Source organism: Dictyobacter alpinus, from assembly GCF_003967575.1.
GTDB classification, from domain to species: Bacteria; Chloroflexota; Ktedonobacteria; order Ktedonobacterales; family Ktedonobacteraceae; genus Dictyobacter; species Dictyobacter alpinus.
Genome location: NZ_BIFT01000001.1, coordinates 12,613 through 30,024 on the forward strand (window position 1 = coordinate 12,613; position 17,412 = coordinate 30,024).

Here is a 17,412-nt window from a genome sequence, read left to right on the forward strand (position 1 = left end):
TAACAAACTTTCACTTTATCAAAAAATCAGAAGAATCTCAATTAAAGTGAAGACTCAATGGCCCAAATGCCTTATATACTACACGTAATTTACCATTGGCCAATATAGTATGATAATTTTCTTCTCATATCCTATAATATTATAGGATATGAGAAGAAAATTATTCATGGGTCATCCCCAATTTTTCTGAAATCGCTCAAGGTCTCGGATGAGTGAGCAAACCGTGAGGGGATCATCAGAAGGTGGCAGGAAACAACCGAAGCGGGGACGGTCATCGTCCCACAAGCGACTGAGTGCCCATCGGATCCGATAGAGTGGTGCCTGCACGTGCAGGCACCGCTTTCCGGTTCGGTGACATCGGAAGCGCAAGAGCGCTTGCACGAGTTCGTGATGCCTCGGATCAAGCAAGGAAAGCAGGAAGGCATAGACGAGCATGACCATACCAAGCAACTTGAGTCGAGCTTCTAACGACCACAACCGAGGACATTCCAAGGCCAATTCACATTTCGCATAGCGAAAACTCACCTCAATTTGCCATCTCCGACGATAACTGAAGAATACATCCCATGCTTGCTCTTCGGTGTGGACTGGCTCATTGGTGATCAAATACATGATGCCTTTTTTGACCCGCGCTTTCACGAGAAACAATGGTTCATGCGTCTGAGGATGGCGAAGGGCTGTCCACCACAAATCACAGGCCATCTTTTCTCCCGTTCTGCCATCCCAGATCTCTTTGTGCGCGCGATACTTCTTCCCCTGGCCAATTTGCCACAGCTTCTTTTCCTCTCCGGCCAGAGTCAGAAACACGTGATGTTTGACCCAGCGGATAATGAAACGGGCTCGATACTTGGCGAGCACGCGCAGCCAATATCCTGAGGCATAGCCGCGATCAAAGACATGAACCAGCAAAGAGCCCCATTTTCTGACACAGATCCGCAATCCCTCTTCTTCCGCATCTCGGAGCCTGGTGGCAAAGATGCCTTTGGTTGACCACCACTTCGTGACTGCCAGATGGGGAAGCCCTTGCATTCCGACAATGAGTGCAGCATTCCACTGCATTCCCATGACCCTGACCGGACGAGCAGCAGGCCAATTGAACACGAAGCCCCGCTTTGTCCGCTGCCGCCTCTTGGCTTTACTCGAGAGAACCGGGCAGAGTCCTTCCAACTTTTCGCTTTCGGCTTTCTCCAGCACACTTCCATCCCAGATGCAGGGGATCCGCTTGCATTGCTCTTTGAGGGTGCGTACCTCCTCATCCGCTTTTTCCAGAAGATAGTGGTCAATGAGTCCTACCGTCCACTTCACGGATCGCAACAGCTTTCCAACCCGCTTGGTGCCTGCGGTGGCACTCGTTGAGTACCCATCATAGCCTTGCAGATAGGAACCAAGCTCACTCAGCCACAAAGCTTGTGGATTTTGACGCAGGCGGATGATGGCAACCAGGCATTGCAGTAAGGTGCGCACCAATCGTTTGTCCAAGACGTCATCGAGCCTGAGCAAAAAAGGCTGCAAAAACTGTTCAAGCAACTGAAGCAGATGCTGCGATCCCGCTTGCGGATCGCGTTCCAAGCGTTTGAAGGTTTCTGACAATTCTGACATAATAACGATGGATCTCCTCATAGAACTGTTTTTTGTTTTCATATTCAACAGTCTAAATGACGAGATCCATTTTGCCTAGCCCTTCTTTTGAAAAATTAGGGATGACTCATGTTATTGACAAAATGCTGCAAATATGTCACAGGTGAATGAAACACAATGAAATCATATGACACCAGCGAAAGAATCGATACATGGGTATAAAAAGAGACGAGCTATACACTCCTGGAGGGACAGTTCCAGGTTTAGCCCTATTTATAAATGAAAGACGCCAGCAAATCGCTCAAATCTTAGAAGTACAGCAACAAGTGACGGTCCCGGCTTTAAGTCGACTTTTTTCGGTGTCTGAGGTCACAATACGCAAGGATTTAGCCTGACTTGAATCTCATCATGTCACAGTACGTACTCATGGCGGCGCAGTCCTTGCAATAACTCATTCAATGGAAATGGGCTTTAATACACGCGAACAATTCCAGCACGACAAAAAAGAACATATCGGAACTATTGCTACCAGTTATGTACTCGATGGAGAAACAATTGCTTTGGATGCCCGCACAACAGCCCTGGCAATGAGCCAATTTCTAAAAGCCAGAAAGGAGTTAACCGTCGTCACAAATGGTTTACGCATTGGTATGGAACTAATTAATACTTCTGGTATCTCCGTCCTTATTCCTGGTATTGTGCTACGGTACGAATCTTTCTCTCTCATTAGCACATGAGGTAAATCCGTTTTACGGCAGGTCCATATTAGTAAGGCTTTTGTAGGAGCCAGAGGCTTTTCTGCAACTGAAGGTTCGACTGACGTCAATAGTGAAAAAGTTAAGTTAAAGAGAGCTATTATGAAGGCGGCCAAAGAGGTGATTGCTATTGTCGATCATAGCAAATGGGGACATTTAGCCTTTGCAACTTTTTTGCCCACTTGAACGCCTTAAGCTTGTTATTACTGATTCTAAAGCGCCGGTTGATATGATAGAGCAGGTACGAAACAGAGGTATTGATGTTTGGATTGTTTAGGAAACAAATAACATAGCAATCTTCTTTTCTGCTAACTAGATGTACTTAACAATATTTATTTTGTAAACTCAGATTTTTAATAGACTCGCAACTATCTGAAAATCTCTTTATAGAAGAGTTTAAAATTTTAATGCTTCATATATGACTTCATGCATATTATTCTTTTAATCACATATTTTATCACTATTATATTCATCTAAGTAAATATAATAGTGATCTCAATTATCGTCAATACAAACAAGGAGTAGCTGTCAATGAGAGGTACAGTTTACACACTTTTTGAGAGACAACAAAATAATCGGGGTATCAATTTAGAGATAATAAAAAAACGGCTCAAGGCTTTGAAAATTGAAACCCCTTCTTGGGGCGATGACGACTCTGGCACACGATAGGAGGTGCCAGTTGGTAAAAGTACTCGCTTTTGATTTATGAGCAAGTAGTAGGCGCGCTGTAGTTGGCGATTTAGTCAACGACAAACTTGCCATTATCAACACTCATCGCTTTCTTAACGAGCCAGTGCATGTGCTAAATCACATGTACTGAGATATATGCGTTTTTTCCATGAAATAAAGCAAGGCATGATTCAAACCAGCCTCAAGGGCTATAGTGATATCAAAAGCCTTAGAATTGATACCTGGAGAGTAGACTTCGGTTTTCTCAATTCTCAGGGCGAACCGCTTAGCAATCCTTATCACTATCGAGATGCCTACACCAGCAATATGATGAAACAAGTTTTTCAGCAGGTCACACAAGCAGAAATTTTTAGCCATACAGGGATCCAATTTATTTCGTTTAACACAATTTACCAACTTGCAGCGCTACGTCTAGCTGACTCTTCTCTCCTTAAAATCGAAAATCTCGTTCAAAAACGTTTCACAGGACGCTATGTCGTAGGCGGTGGCTCTAGAATACGGTTTTATATCAATATACAGCTAATGCTATAGGTCGTTATGTCTGGGCGGGGCCGATTGAGGCTACTGCTATTGGGAAACCTACTTGTTCAGTATATAGCCGATCTACAGCAAGCGCGTTCTTTAATACGTCGGTCTTTTTCGATTCAAAGTTATACTCCGCAAGACGTAGATCAGTGGAACAAAGCATACCCTACATTCTGCCAGATAACTGCAGATTAAAATACATCGCATTGGGTATTTTATGATTGATACCACCCAATACGACACATTATTATATCCTTACATCTATATTAAAGTCGATCGTCAACTGCTGATGTTATATCAATAATTGCCTCAACATCAGATTTCTTAAGGTTTAAAGGTTCAAGCTCTTCTTTTACTTCAACCAACACCAAAACATCGTAGCCATTAGAAATCTGTATAAGTTGAAATTGAATAATTTTAACAACCGTATATCCAGGCTCCCCTGGTACTTCTTTGCCCAGTAAGCCATTGGCCCACATTGCAACTTCATTCACTGTCGCAGCATGCTCGTACCCTAACAGCCGATTTTCCATCAAAACCTCCATGTTTTCCTACCAGAAAAACCTTATCATCTCTACGTCTGCACAATAAACAGCTTTTTTGCGATTTATAGAGGTCGCATATACAGGTATGTAAAACAAGCGGATTATTTACTAATTTTTGGATATTCAAACAGTATATATAATACGACAGCAACGCTTTGAAAGATCTAACAGATAGTGTATGATTTATACAATACGCAGAAAAGCAGTATCCATTACACCCTTAAAGGAGTTTTGGTGGATGTTTTATATTGGTTGTCCAATGTGGGGTTATAAAGAGTGGGTAGGAGAGTTCTTTCCTGCCCGCACTCCACAGGGCGATTTTCTACATCTCTATAGTCGAAAATTGTCCACGGTTGAAGGCAACACAGTTTTCTACGCTATGCCCTCGGTGGAAACGGTGACGCGCTGGGTACAGGAGACACCAAACAGCTTCCGTTTCTGTCCCAAGGTGCTGCGCAGCATCAGCCACGAGGGATTGCTCTCCCAGCAGAAAAGTGAGACACTGACCTTTGTCGATCGCATGCAGGAATTCGGAGAGCGGCTCGGACCTATCTTCCTACAACTGCCGCCCTTCTTTGGTCCCTCACAGATCGATCAGCTGCAGGCATGGCTGGATTTCTGGCCAGCGGAGGTACGACTGGCCGTCGAGGTACGCCACCCCGACTTCTATAAGGAACCGCATATCGGTGCGCTGAACGAGTTACTACGGCAACACCGAGCCGCACGCGTCATCATGGATACGCGCCCGATCCGTACCGGCACGCCTAAGGAACAGAAGGAGCTACAGGCCCGCGAGCGCAAGCCCCATCTGCCCGTCCACATCACCACCACCACCGACTTCGCTTTCGTCCGCTACATCGGCCACCCGAGCATGGAGATCAACGCTCCCCTGCTCGATTTCTGGGCCAGACAGCTTGCCGACTGGTACAAGCAGGGCTTAACAATCTACGCCTTTTGCCACTGTCCCTATGAGGCGCATTCGCCCGAGATCTGCTACCAACTCTATCAGCGTGTGCGCGCCTTCATCTCCCTACCACCTCTCACGTGGAAACCAGAAGAGCCAGACTCAAGCCTCGAGCAGATGCGCCTCTTCTAAGAAAAACACATGAGCACGTAATATATTCAAAGGTAATTTTTGCTGAAGCATAGAGGAATTGCCTTAATGTGGCAAGGAGTGTATCACTATCTTGTTTTTGATCCAAAATTTGATAACAAATAGTATGCTTTATTTATGTTACTGTAACCAGGTTGAAGCGCGCATGTGAAAGGAAACACTTTAATGAGAACCATAGTGAAAGCACCTGTCGGGCGTCACGTTGGCTTTGTGTTAGTCTCTTATGCATTCATAGTAACAATGATGGGCACAACGTTGCCTACACCGCTCTATCCAATTTATCAACAAGAAATTGGCTTTTCAAGCTTGTTGGTAACCGTGATCTACTCGACCTACGCGGTCGGGGTGATAGCAGCGTTGCTCCTGTTTGGTCATCTTTCAGATGAGATTGGGCGTCGTTGGGTGCTTCTAGTTGGCCTGCTGCTATCAGCGGCCAGTGCACTAGCCTTTCTGTTTGCAGGTAGCCTGACCCTCCTGTTTATAGGTCGTGTGCTCTCTGGATTATCAGCAGGAATACTTACAGGAACTGCAACAGCCACACTCGTGGATCTCGCTCCACAAGATGAACAACGCAAGGCAACATTAATCGCCGCTGGCGCAAATATGGGTGGCTTGGGCCTTGGGCCGCTACTTGCCGGATTGCTCTCGCAATATGCTATATTGCCATTGCAGCTCGTTTTCATCCTCGACCTCATTCTGCTTGTCCTTGCTATCGTAGGTATTTTGATTATACCAGAGCCAATCAAGGTAAAGACAAATGTTTGGTTTCGGCCGCAACGCTTGCGCATACCCGCCGAGGTACGCACTACATTTTTCCGCGCATCAATACCTGGTTTTGCAGGTTTTTCTATGCTTGGACTTTTTACAGCAGTCGCACCTGTTTTTTTGCACCAAACGCTCCACTTACCCAACCATGCACTCACAGGTCTGGTCGTATTCTCTGTATTTGCCTCCTCTACCTTTGGCCAACTTCTTCTTGAGCGTCTCCCCCAACGCCTTATGCTCCCTACAGGGTGCGTCGGGCTTATTATTGGGTTAGCGCTGGTTGCCAGTGGATTACAAACACGCTCGTTAGCATTGCTCGTTGTGGGAGCAGTAGTCGCTGGTCTCGGACAAGGCATGAGTTTCCGTGCCGGTTTAGCTGCAATCAATGCCCAGAGCCCTTCCGCACAACGCAGCGAGATTATATCAAGCTTCTTCGTAGTACTCTACATCGCAATCTCCATTCCTGTAATCGGCGTGGGTGTGGCTGCACAGATATTTGGACTGCAGATAGCAGGCGTCGCGTTCAGCGCAATCATGGCCATACTGGCGCTTATCGCTCTGATCATGCTTATTACCTATCCAGATGTATAAAGCTACACTACCTCTCTCTTCAGTCTCTCCCGGAGAAATGTCTTTTTATAAGTCTGTCTTGAAATTGGGGAGATCCCATGTTGTGCTTAAGGCCATATTTATTTTTTATATTAAACACCTATTTGTACTAGCCCAAAAAACGCGTCAAGCTCACCAATCGGGCAACCCGCTTTACAAATCACAATCATTCTACTATTCTACAAATATGTAGGTTTTGCTGTATTGCTATAGATCTTTATCATCCTGGCATGTAGGGTTCTGCATTCTTTGATTTTGAGCTAGAAGTATCGTTCCTATCAAGGTAAAGAACCTTGTCCGCAAACATCAAAGATCAGGCCCCAAAATAGCTTTCCAGTTCTAGGCATACTCCAATCCTTTCATTTCGTTAAATGGGGACAGGAGGTAGACATTTCAGAGCAAATAGAAGTTGTACAGTTCGATGCACCGATCATTCAGAACACTGAACTATTGGTGTCGCTTATCAATATAGCTCGCTTCTCACATGCCAAATTAATGCCAGATTAGAGACTATTAATTGCTTAAAAAATGTTATAGCGAAAGCTAGATGGGCAATTCTGGTGGAGCAGATACCCAGGCATGAATATAGGGAGTTTCCTCTTTAGCATCAAAGTAAGCGGGTGTGTTAAGTGCTACCCCTTTGAAAATCTGGCGTGTGCAACATACCCTCGAAATCATTATTTTTCTTCGCTCATGATGAGATCTTTGCCATTGTGCTTATAAAAACCTTAAGCTGATACTTCAGAGAGATAAAATCCTTACCCTTCTAGGGATAGGGAGAACGGCAACAAAGTAGAGTGGAGTGCTGTGTTGACACAACGGGATACAACAGCAGACCAGCTTATAAAGGTCATTCAAGTACTACAATTAGGTCGAAAAACTGGCATCCTGACCGTCGAACGCGGGGAAGGTTCAACGTTTGAGGAGGGCATGCTTGTTTTCGCTGATGGGCTCATCATAGGTGCCAAGATAGGCTATCGCAATGGAATGGATGCTTGTAATTTATTATATACCTGGACCCAATGCAGATTTGCTTTCATTCCCCAATCACCTACACAGGATACGCCTTCATCTCGGTCATACCCCCATAAATCCGACTTGGATGTCCCGCCCCCTCCTGATACGCGTCCAACCGTGTTGACTCCTTCTCCCAACCAGAAGCAGGAACGAACACCACGAATGCCTACTCACACAGAAGTGCCTTATCAGAAGAAACTCCTTCCTGGTCGTAGCGTGCAGTTGATTGAGACAGCACGGCTTTCACGCGCTCACAAACACCTCTTTATGTTAGTGAATGGAGAACGCACTCTAACCGATTTAGCCCGACTGACTGGGCGACAAGTACAAGAAGTAGCAACTCAACTAAACGATCTAGAAAAGATCGGCGTTATTCACCGAGAACCACACTAAAAAGGAGATCTATATGGCCCAGCAACAGAAGATACGCGCTCCTCGAAAACGTATTCGATTATCCGTACAGGTCGCGATCTGGTTACTCGCAGCAGCAGTATTACCTCTTACGATCACTATTGCAGCAAATGTTTGGCTTGCACGTCCAGCTCTGACGAATCAGGCACGCTTGGCGATGGAAACAGATGCCCATACGCGCGCTCAGTTGATCAATAACTATTTTAGAGATCGGATGCTGGACGTTCAGAGCCTGGCTCAGGTTCCTCTCGCACAGGATTTCCTTCTTGATCCAGTCAAAAATCAGGCGAATGCTCCTCTTATCATACAAAATGGTAAGGTCGTTGGCACCTATCTTGATCCCAACTATACTCTGTGGGCGCTCTTTGACATAAAAGGGAAACCGTTGCTTTCCTACTCTACTAATAACACAAATGCGAAGTTCCAGCCTCATGGCAAGTATATCATTCCGCCAGAGGATGCCCAACGGCTACTCACTGGCAAACCGTTTATGTCAGCAGTCTACTATGACTCCAACACGCAAAAGGCCTCAGTCGATATCTATGTACCAAGCTTCTCATTGGTGTTAAATAAGGTGGTTGGTATTGTACGTGCCACCCTCAATTTAGACTACATTTGGAGTATTGTTAACAGCGAAAAAGGGGCAAACGGTGCTGGTAGCTATGCATTTATTCTCGATGAGAATAATGTACGCATCGCTGATCCCACTAATGTTCAGCAACAGTTTACGGCTACGGCTCCTATTGATAAAGATATGCAACAGAAAATTAGCGATGAAGCACGTTATGGAAAAGAAAGTACGGTAAGAGTAGTTAAAGATGATGCATTAACGAAAGCACTAAATGGAGATAACGCACCCACGAACTTTACGTTACAACCCACTGGACAGAATCAGTCCTTTGAGGCGGTACGACAAACCCTTACCACCGTTCCTTGGAACTATATCGTGCTTAGTCCCGTCGATACCATTATCACAGTTGCCAATCAGCAGTTTTTCATAACGTCTGTTGTCGCCGTTAGCGTGCTCATTCTCGCAGTGCTTTTTGGCCTGATAGGAGGAAGACGTATCTCTTATCCGATTTCACGCTCAGTCAATCATCTGAGCGACAATAGTGAATCGCTTGCGACTCTGGCCTCGAAACAAAAAAATGCGGCGGCTGAACAAGTATGGGTCATCGATGCCTCACGGGAGGGATTAAAGACCGTTCAGTACTATAACAATGCCGCAGAGGTAGCGATTCAACATATGAGCACCACGGGTACTCATCTCTTGCGCAATTGGGATACATTAGACAAAACAACAGTCAAGCAGGCTGTTGAGCAAATAATCGAGACTTCCCAATATATCAAGCGCGCCATAGATTATCAAAATACAAGCAATGAGAAACTGGCGACAGCAATCAATATCACGACTCAGGTGAATGAACAGCTTGTATCTGGAGCTACTGCAGCCGATGAGACTTCTAACCAACTACAAAATGTTGTAACTGATCTCCGCAATGTCATCGGAGGATAAAATCTTCTTTTTACGAACAAAGGGACTCGTCATCCATTGAATTTTGATGAGTCCTCCGAAAGCTGGTACTACCGCTTTTAGCGTTTCGCACTTCATCATATTGGTAGCTCTGTTCAAGGCAAAAATTATAACTCTGTCCTTGATAGTACTACTACATGCAGATTTCTATTAAAGAGGCCTTACGGATGTTATGATAGACATCATCATCGCAATGATAGGAATAAGAAAATGAAGATACTGCGCCCATCTGTTATGACAGCACGTGAGTGGTTTAAAGAAAGAAATGCAGAGGACTGGCAACGTATTCGCAGTCAAGTATTAGAGAAGGACCACTATACATGCGTCTATTGTTCACTGACCTGCCGCAAGTTTATGCAGGTTAATCATATTGGAGCCGAGGATAACCATCAACTGAAGAATTTAGAGACCGTATGTCCCGCCTGCCATAGTGTAATGCATATGGGCATTAATGCCTTACAAGGCATCATCACTGTTTTTGAATGCAAAAAAGAATTGGTCTCAATGGCAACAATCGTTTGTGAAACACGAAAATTGGTCAATAAGCAAAAATCCTGGGATGAAATTGAGTCAAACATTTATCATCAGTTCCTACGATCAGGTGGCAAAATATATGATAAAGAAGACACCCTCTTCTTCGCGAATCAGTTAGTCACATCAATCAAACAACCTGAGTTTCGCGCCTATCTTCCGGAAGACCTGGCCATAGTCTTTCATGAGCAAGGAGCTTGGAACGGCTTCCAGGAACGCGTCTGGAAATGGCAATGTCTTCCAGGTAGTACATATCGCAAACAGTCAGAGCATTTTATTTCTACCTGAACAGAATGACGCTTTTACTCTATTATTCTAATAACTATGGCCAGGAAAACATATGATGGGCAAGCACAATATGCTAAAATTATGGCGAGAAAAAATATAGGCAATGCAAAAGGAAAAACAACGCTATGGATCGACCTGAAGCTTATCCAATCACTTATGGCGTCTTGGGATTACTGGCCTATTGGGGCCCACTTTCTGGCTATGACCTTAAACGTCTTTTTGACCAAGTACTTTCCGCTATGTGGTCAGCAGCACATAGCCAGATTTACAATGAACTGAAACGAATGAAAGAACTTGGTTGGGTAGAGATGGAACGTGAAGAACAGGAATCACGGCCTGATCGCAAGGTTTACTCTATCACTAGAGCTGGTCGCGAAGCGCTCACTAACTGGCAGCAACAACCACCAGCCGTGCTGCAATTACGAGATGAGCTTTTACTCAAGATCACCTTTGGCTCTTTTGCTCCACCCTCAGCCATTGCTGAGACGCTACGAACTGGAATTGCCATACATGAACAACGCCTATTTCAATATCGAAAAAATACACAATATATACCAGTTCCAGATCAACCACGACAAACCAGTGGACGCCCCAATCCATACGCGCAGGAAACAAACAACGAAGAAGATATCTACTTCCGCCTCATTTCCCGCTTTGCTTTCGATTTTGAACAGACTTATCTTAAGTGGCTTTATGAAGCACTTGAGATAGTTGAAAAGGGCGGCATCAATCCATCGGAAGCACAAGATCCCCTATAGATCTTCTTAGCTTATAGACCTTACAAAAAAGCTAGAAGATATCTGCCGTCGTTCCTTGGAATTCATGTAGCATGATTGTCTAGAAGTCTGAAACAAGTAATTGCGCGCTGGCATCCCAGGCTACTGAAGAATATCTGGCTCTGCCTCAAGTGTCTGTTGTGAGACACGAGAAATGGGATATTTGTCGAGTAATGGATCCGCTATTTGTGGGAACGGTACTGGCGGAACTATCTTTGGCATCTTCGCAATGCTATCAGCAACTGAGCGATTTAAAGAAGCTGTCTTCAACAACTGAGCCGCACGAACTTGCTGGTAAATACTCATGTACTTTTCAACCATTACACGAGCAGAAAAATTCTCTTCAACATGAGCTCGGACTTGTTTGCGGTCAAGCTTATCTATCTGGGCCAGAGCTCGTTTCATTTCTTTGACATCTTTTACCAGATAACCACTTTTACCATGAGCAACAACTTCTGGCGCAGCCCCCCGCGCAAATGTGATGACGGGACAACCAACTGACATGGCTTCAATCATAACCATCCCAAAAGGCTCTTCCCATTCAATAGGATTTAAAAAGACACGAGCACGACTTAATAAATCAATTTTGTCTTTGGTATTAACAGGACCAATATATTTGATCTGTCTGCCATCAATTTGGGGCTTAATCGCTCGCTCAAAGTAATCAACCGATGTGGCGATATGACGGTCAATAGTACCTGCCAATACAAGTCGCATACCTGACGCTTTTGCTATATTGATCGCGTGATGGGCACCTTTCTCAGGTACGAACCGCCCCAACCAGACCAGGAAGTTCTCTGCTTGATCCACGGTCGGTTTAAATTGCTGCATTGGTAAACCATGGTGAACTACACCAACAATGTTGACTGGTATAGTAATTTCAGCCTGAGCGTTCTTGCTAATTGCAATTAAAGGAGTCAACTTTAACCATTCCAGAAAGAATTCGTCTGCATCACCTACCCAATTTTGGACACGATCAAAGGGGAAACGGCTATGTAACGTCGATACGTGTGAAGTCCCTAGATGGTTTGCTAGTGGAAAAGTGTACATATCCGCGCTGGAAGAGAGATGAGAATGCACTATATCAAAATGATGCTCTTTAATATACTCAATTGACTTATAAGTATGGTAATATGCCTTTAAGTGAGCTTGCCATGGTACACCTGCATCAATTAAGGAATGAGGAAAAAAAGATACAAGATGCGCTGATGTCTTAGCATCTCCAGGGGCAAATAGGGTAACGTCGTGTCCTTGAGCAACTTGCTCTTCAACTATATTATAGATAACGTTCTCAGTACCACCATAGTTCTTGGGAGGAATTGAGATCCAAGGGGGGGCGATATGTGCGATTTTCATACTGAACCCTTCACTCTAGCTTATATGTGCCAGGCTACGAAGTTACTCTACAATCTATTTGAGCTTTTTACACCCAAGAGTTACACGATTGTCAACAAAAAAAAGTTACATACAGTGGAACACTAGACTTACCAAAAACACAATTTTGCATTTCTTATGAGCTAGAACTGATTATAACTCTCCAAAATTAGCAAAACTAATTTCATTTATGTATATAGATTCTGTAGTAAAGGCTACTATCAATTAAAATCCTTACGATGATTGCAAAATAATTCAGAATATGTTTACTATACTTGAACTTAATATGCATATCCACATGTACATTTTAAGAAGTTCAGTAACTATGCAGTAGGGGTGTCAGGGTGGGATAACAGTCCCATAGTCATCGCAAATCTCTTTTCTTTTTCTGCAGTTAGCGCAAGAGGAATATCTGAAGATTTACGAATTTTATACTAAAATAATAGTTTATTGATAATTTTTATATAAATAATCACTACAGAGAGAAAACATAACTTGCCATAAAACATTACCAGAGCTGTAATAGGATCAATGGATGCCCTTTTTCTCAGGAACTCAATAATTATATATCGGTTGTCTGCCCATATTATACACCATAGATATCTTTTCTGCCAAATTAGGATCTATAGAATATAACATGACATTGTAGCAAAGTTTGATAATCTTAATATCTTCAAAAGGCCTGAAAAGATACTTCAATATTCTGACTTGAGGCTCACAAATATCAATTTTTCAGGCGTCACACTATCTAGTTTACCATGGGAAATTGCAAACAAACGACAGAAAGCTTGTAGTAAGATATAATAACTCGGAATATGGACAAACCGCTAACTAAATTTATCTGGTTAGATACTAAAAATGATACACTATGTGTAGATGAGAATATTCATCTACTACACATAATTATTCAGTTTGTGGGCTCACGAGAATGGTATAAGAAGTATGCTTATTTACTCTCTTCTTGAAAAGCTCGCTAAAAGTTTGGTACATATTAATGAAGAATAGGGGTATAGATGTTTCTTACTTCAACCGATGGCACAAAAATAGTTTATGATGTACAGGGAGAAGGACCACTCCTACTCCTCCTTCAGGGTTTCGATGAGACACACAAAATCTGGCATGAAACTGGATATGTTGACCGTTTACGTCATCATTTTCGTGTTGTGACCATGGACCGCCGGGGCATCGGCGATAGTGCTCGTCCCACTGATCCCAAATCATATCATATTGAGCAGATGCTTGCAGATATTTTTGCTGTTGTAGATGCATGTGGTGTCGAAAATTTTCTTGTATGGGGACACTCTTTCGGAGGCACTCTTGCTCTACTGCTTGCCTCACGTTCACCACGTATCATACGAGCAATCGTCGCAGGTAGCTTTTTTGGACGCATTTACTTTGAGGAACGTATCAATCAGATTATTTCAGAACTACGCATCATAGATAAAGCTCAGCAAGAAGGAACCCTTAAACAATTGGGATTTGATAATGAGGATATGCTCTGGGTCGAACAACGCACGATCCCGGCTTTGATTGCTTGCTGGCAGGCTACTGTTCGCTGGCCAATTGTGTATCCAGACACAATACGCTGCCCACTTTATATTTATTCCGGCTCAGACGATCGGCGTATTACGAAACCGCTGCTGGAGAAACAGGAAGAGATTGACGCTCAAGGTATTACTTTACGTATTTTTGATCACCTTGATCATGACCAGGAAATCAGTGAAATTGATATTGTTTATCCTCCAGCAGAGGCATTTTTACGCCAGGCAATCCAGGAACATAATTGATTCTAGGGAGGGCAAATTTTCTTTGCCCTCCTCCTATAAACTAACACACATTTCCACTTCCACGTAGCAGACCTTTACAAAGATCCGACATAGAAACATAACCATCTTTGATAACCGTTTGCTTGATATTCTGGATATCGACTGATATTGGATCATCCAAAATTGAAGGAATAAGGCCACCATTATAGGTCGATGTTGTGTTTTCTCCCGTAAGCTTTTTTACGTCATTCCCATCATAAAGCGCCTTGACTAGATCCCCAACCGATTGGGCCTCTTTCGCAATCGGTTTATATACTGTCATGCTTTGCTTGCCTTGCAAAATATTCCGTAGCCCTCCAAGAGTAGCATCCTGACCGGTCACTAGTACTTTACCTGTTAACTTCGCATTTTCTAGGGCGGTAATTACGCTACCAGCCATACCATCATTTGCTACATATGCAATCTGGATATCATTCTGATTGTCCGCTAAAACTGCTTCCATCTCGGTCTGAGCTGTAGTATTGCTCCAATCAGGTGTAAAAACCTCATTGACAATCTTTAATTCATTTGTTGCTAGCAATGGATCTAGCACGGAATGTGCTCCAATGCTGAATAGCAGGGCGTTTGTATCTGTCTGTGAACCACTAATGAGCGCCATACGAACAGGTTTGTCTGCTGTTTTGTATGTTTGATAATGATCAACAATATATTTTGCCTGTAAGGACCCTACTTTGGTATTATTAAAGGAGACATAATAATCCAAATCCTTAGATTGGATTAAACGATCATAAGCTATTACAGGTATATTATGGGCTTTAGCCTGTGCCACAATTGGCTCAGCAGCGATACTATCATGGGCCGCCACTACCAAAATACAATCGCCATTTACCATTCCAGTCGTTGTTTGCGTTAACTGTGCATCGCTATCACCATTCGCATTGTGATAATCAATGCTCACTCCAGGAATTGCTTTCTTTATAGTTTCCTCTAATAATGGATGATCATTATGTTCCCAGCGATCTGAAGTCGTGCGATCAGGCAAAAATACCCCCACATGCGTACAATTCTTTCCACCATTGCCAGAAGGGATATTACCAACACCACTATTATCTCCAAACGAGCAGGATGCGAGCAGCATACAGGAGAAAAGAAGGGTCCCCATTAATTCGTACCGGAATGACCTTCGTCGGCCAAATTTCTTTATACCTGAATTTTCCTTCATTTTGTTTCTCCTACCACCTGGCGTAATTGTTTGATAACTTCTTGTAACTGCACGGCTGCTTCATTTGCTGAAGTTGCACCTTCGATTAATTGATCAGTTACCTGGGTCGCAATACGAATAGCAGTCGATAAGCTTTGATTGCTCTTCTCCTGGTGCATCGCAACTTTTTCAATATATTGTGCAGCCGCTAAAATTTCTCGCAAACGCTGCTGAGCTTGTATTGGATCAACACGCTCCCAGTTATGGAGTAGCTCCGTCCCGATCTCGTCTAGCTTGCGAGCTGCAACATTAGTCGCTTCTGTGTAATATTGCACTGATTGTAATGCAGTTTGTGAAGATTCAACAATCCATTTTTGCTCGGTCGCTGTCACTTGCTCCCGCGAGGCCAGTTTATTTAACATGTCACTGCTACTGGAGAGTGAGGACATTGAAAATAAAATGGGTTTTGTAATCGTGCGGCCAACCAGAAGACCAACCAGTACGGCCAACACAGCAACGATTACTATGATGATCACAAGATAGACATCCTGCTGAGTTGCTGCATTTGTAATTGTATCTACGGGCCGAAGCACAATATAGGACCATGGCACCACATGCGCTTTCACTTGATAGGCTTGATACACTTCACTTTTGGTAGCTGGAGTAAAATCAAATGAAGTTCCATCACGCGTGGTATTCATTAACTTAGGATCAGATAAGGTTTTCACTTTGGTCATTGTATTGCCATATAGGTCCTCTTCAGCAATCTGCTTCCTCAAACTATCACTGATAGGCCCAACAGATGTAAAGAGAGGAGCTGGTAATGTTGTTAACGTTTTATCTGGATTAGTATATGCAATACGCATTCCATTGCCATCTACGATCATTGCATAGCTACGAGGTGCGGCACTCGTGGCGTTATTCACTGCTGTCCAGATGTCCGTAAGGTGAAATGTCGCACGACCATAACCAATTGTGCGGTTGTTTTCAGCAGAGATTAATGTGTACATATCCACATAGGCCATGTGTGTCTGCTTATCAAGATGGACATCAGAAATGAGCGATTTATTGTGAGTTTGTAATTGGGTTAATAAAGACCGTGGAATTCTGTCTACCCCTCGCTGCAATGCGGTTGGATATGAAAGTACAGGGTTGCCACTCCCGTCAAATAAGGTCCAGTTTCCATAATTGGCATCCAGATGATTGCCTACGGCCAACTCATCTTTGGCTTGATTCTGATATTTATTATTACCAGATAGATAAACTTGAATTGCTCGATATCGACTGATATATTGTAAGTCTTGCAAACGAGCAATCAAAAGGGCGTCAATTGCCTGGGCATGCGTCTCTGCATCGGTCGCCATCTGAGCACTTGCCTGAGATACCAGGGTTGGGCGTAAAAATAACTCACTACCAATTAGTGTAATGATCAATGGGACAAATACAGCTAATACAAGCAGGACAGATACCTTTGCCGTAAGCGTAAATCTTCTATTCGTCGAAGATCCATTCTTAAATAAGGCCATATGCTATTTCCTTTTGAGATACTTCTATGATTTTATCAAACTCTGCACGTGCAAAATTGATATCTGCGTGCGTTAGATAATACAAAACGTTCTCTCTTTGCGAGATCTTCCTCGCTCCCTCCAACATTCATCTGGCAAATGAATGTCTATACTATTAATCTAATAGTTCCAAAAAAATAACTGTACATACTATAACCTAAATATGCAAGCATACACAATATTTTATGAGAAAAACAGGACTTTACAGCAACCATCGCGCTTTTATAAAAACACTAATGGCTCTTCGTCCACTAGGGAAAAAGCGGGGTGCAGGGGCGGTAGCCCATGACGGAGCGTGAGCTGCCCTCGTAACCCTCCTCCTCCACTCCAGAAGGACGGAAAGCCATTAGTGTTTTTATAAAGAAGCC

The 17,412-nt window shown here is 43.5% G+C and carries 14 protein-coding genes and 2 pseudogenes; 11 read left to right on the forward strand and 5 right to left on the reverse strand.

The features are described from left to right. Positions 1–171 precede the first annotated feature (171 nt). Entirely contained in the window at positions 172–1,599 is a 1,428-nt protein-coding gene (locus tag EL633_RS00055) for a hypothetical protein (protein WP_126625235.1), read from the reverse strand. A 191-nt stretch (positions 1,600–1,790) separates the two neighbouring features. Between EL633_RS00055 and EL633_RS38035 the strand changes: the two genes are divergently transcribed. The 4 genes and pseudogenes from EL633_RS38035 (at position 1,791) to EL633_RS00080 (ending at position 3,554) form a co-directional block, all read left to right on the forward strand. After that, a complete protein-coding gene (locus tag EL633_RS38035) occupies positions 1,791–1,973 on the forward strand; it encodes a DeoR family transcriptional regulator (RefSeq protein WP_126625236.1) in 183 nt (60 codons plus the stop codon). Positions 1,974–2,042: 69 nt separating this feature from the next. Next, positions 2,043–2,519, forward strand: a pseudogene (locus EL633_RS37395) (DeoR/GlpR family DNA-binding transcription regulator). Between the two features lie 345 nt (positions 2,520–2,864). Then, positions 2,865–2,999: pseudogene (locus EL633_RS38040) on the forward strand (sugar isomerase); the annotation flags it as partial. A gap of 189 nt (positions 3,000–3,188) precedes the next feature. Continuing rightward, positions 3,189–3,554 (forward strand): acetate and sugar kinases/Hsc70/actin family protein, encoded by a 366-nt coding sequence (locus EL633_RS00080; RefSeq protein ID WP_126625238.1) that lies wholly within the window; start codon positions 3,189–3,191, stop codon positions 3,552–3,554. Between the two features lie 260 nt (positions 3,555–3,814). Here the strand turns inward: EL633_RS00080 and EL633_RS00085 are convergent, their stop codons facing one another. After that, positions 3,815–4,081, reverse strand: a complete 267-nt coding sequence (locus EL633_RS00085) for a hypothetical protein (RefSeq protein WP_126625239.1) — start codon at positions 4,079–4,081, stop codon at positions 3,815–3,817. A gap of 250 nt (positions 4,082–4,331) precedes the next feature. On the opposite strand from EL633_RS00085, the gene EL633_RS00090 reads away from it, so the two are divergent. The 6 genes from EL633_RS00090 to EL633_RS00115 all read left to right on the forward strand — a co-directional run bounded on the left by EL633_RS00090 (position 4,332) and on the right by EL633_RS00115 (position 11,120). Continuing rightward, the gene (locus EL633_RS00090; protein ID WP_126625240.1) at positions 4,332–5,189 is read left to right on the forward strand and encodes a DUF72 domain-containing protein; all 858 of its coding nucleotides are present in this window, start codon (positions 4,332–4,334) and stop codon (positions 5,187–5,189) included. Positions 5,190–5,372: 183 nt separating this feature from the next. After that, a complete protein-coding gene (locus EL633_RS00095) occupies positions 5,373–6,563 on the forward strand; it encodes an MFS transporter (protein WP_126625241.1) in 1,191 nt (396 codons plus the stop codon). 828 nt (positions 6,564–7,391) lie between these two features. Then, positions 7,392–7,991, forward strand: a complete 600-nt coding sequence (locus EL633_RS00100; RefSeq protein ID WP_161981824.1) for a DUF4388 domain-containing protein — start codon at positions 7,392–7,394, stop codon at positions 7,989–7,991. A 13-nt stretch (positions 7,992–8,004) separates the two neighbouring features. Continuing rightward, a complete protein-coding gene (locus EL633_RS00105) occupies positions 8,005–9,525 on the forward strand; it encodes a cache domain-containing protein (protein WP_126625243.1) in 1,521 nt (506 codons plus the stop codon). A gap of 228 nt (positions 9,526–9,753) precedes the next feature. Continuing rightward, entirely contained in the window at positions 9,754–10,362 is a 609-nt protein-coding gene (locus EL633_RS00110) for an HNH endonuclease (protein ID WP_126625244.1), read from the forward strand. Positions 10,363–10,487: 125 nt separating this feature from the next. After that, positions 10,488–11,120 (forward strand): PadR family transcriptional regulator, encoded by a 633-nt coding sequence (locus tag EL633_RS00115; RefSeq protein ID WP_126625245.1) that lies wholly within the window; start codon positions 10,488–10,490, stop codon positions 11,118–11,120. A 120-nt stretch (positions 11,121–11,240) separates the two neighbouring features. Here EL633_RS00115 and EL633_RS00120 read toward each other — a convergent pair whose 3' ends face one another. Further along, positions 11,241–12,494, reverse strand: a complete 1,254-nt coding sequence (locus EL633_RS00120; protein ID WP_126625246.1) for a glycosyltransferase family 4 protein — start codon at positions 12,492–12,494, stop codon at positions 11,241–11,243. A 1,031-nt stretch (positions 12,495–13,525) separates the two neighbouring features. On the opposite strand from EL633_RS00120, the gene EL633_RS00125 reads away from it, so the two are divergent. After that, entirely contained in the window at positions 13,526–14,299 is a 774-nt protein-coding gene (locus EL633_RS00125; protein ID WP_126625247.1) for an alpha/beta fold hydrolase, read from the forward strand. A gap of 40 nt (positions 14,300–14,339) precedes the next feature. On the opposite strand, the gene EL633_RS00130 is transcribed toward EL633_RS00125, so the two are convergent. Both EL633_RS00130 and EL633_RS00135 read right to left on the reverse strand, forming a co-directional pair. Continuing rightward, positions 14,340–15,500 (reverse strand): sugar ABC transporter substrate-binding protein, encoded by a 1,161-nt coding sequence (locus EL633_RS00130; RefSeq protein ID WP_126625248.1) that lies wholly within the window; start codon positions 15,498–15,500, stop codon positions 14,340–14,342. Then, positions 15,497–17,005 (reverse strand): cache domain-containing protein, encoded by a 1,509-nt coding sequence (locus tag EL633_RS00135; protein WP_126625249.1) that lies wholly within the window; start codon positions 17,003–17,005, stop codon positions 15,497–15,499. The genes EL633_RS00130 and EL633_RS00135 overlap by 4 nt, the downstream gene beginning before the upstream one ends. Between the last annotated feature and the right edge of the window lie 407 nt (positions 17,006–17,412).

Excerpts from the sequence above, each read along its gene's own strand:
- EL633_RS00055 (WP_126625235.1), bottom strand. The coding sequence starts at position 1,599 with ATGTCAGAATTGTCAGAAACCTTCAAACGCTTGGAACGCGATCCGCAA.
- EL633_RS38035 (WP_126625236.1), top strand. The coding sequence starts at position 1,791 with ATGGGTATAAAAAGAGACGAGCTATACACTCCTGGAGGGACAGTTCCA.
- EL633_RS00080 (WP_126625238.1), top strand. The coding sequence starts at position 3,189 with ATGATTCAAACCAGCCTCAAGGGCTATAGTGATATCAAAAGCCTTAGA.
- EL633_RS00085 (WP_126625239.1), bottom strand. The coding sequence starts at position 4,081 with ATGGAAAATCGGCTGTTAGGGTACGAGCATGCTGCGACAGTGAATGAA.
- EL633_RS00090 (WP_126625240.1), top strand. The coding sequence starts at position 4,332 with ATGTTTTATATTGGTTGTCCAATGTGGGGTTATAAAGAGTGGGTAGGA.
- EL633_RS00095 (WP_126625241.1), top strand. The coding sequence starts at position 5,373 with ATGAGAACCATAGTGAAAGCACCTGTCGGGCGTCACGTTGGCTTTGTG.
- EL633_RS00105 (WP_126625243.1), top strand. The coding sequence starts at position 8,005 with ATGGCCCAGCAACAGAAGATACGCGCTCCTCGAAAACGTATTCGATTA.
- EL633_RS00110 (WP_126625244.1), top strand. The coding sequence starts at position 9,754 with ATGAAGATACTGCGCCCATCTGTTATGACAGCACGTGAGTGGTTTAAA.
- EL633_RS00115 (WP_126625245.1), top strand. The coding sequence starts at position 10,488 with ATGGATCGACCTGAAGCTTATCCAATCACTTATGGCGTCTTGGGATTA.
- EL633_RS00120 (WP_126625246.1), bottom strand. The coding sequence starts at position 12,494 with ATGAAAATCGCACATATCGCCCCCCCTTGGATCTCAATTCCTCCCAAG.
- EL633_RS00125 (WP_126625247.1), top strand. The coding sequence starts at position 13,526 with ATGTTTCTTACTTCAACCGATGGCACAAAAATAGTTTATGATGTACAG.
- EL633_RS00130 (WP_126625248.1), bottom strand. The coding sequence starts at position 15,500 with ATGAAGGAAAATTCAGGTATAAAGAAATTTGGCCGACGAAGGTCATTC.
- EL633_RS00135 (WP_126625249.1), bottom strand. The coding sequence starts at position 17,005 with ATGGCCTTATTTAAGAATGGATCTTCGACGAATAGAAGATTTACGCTT.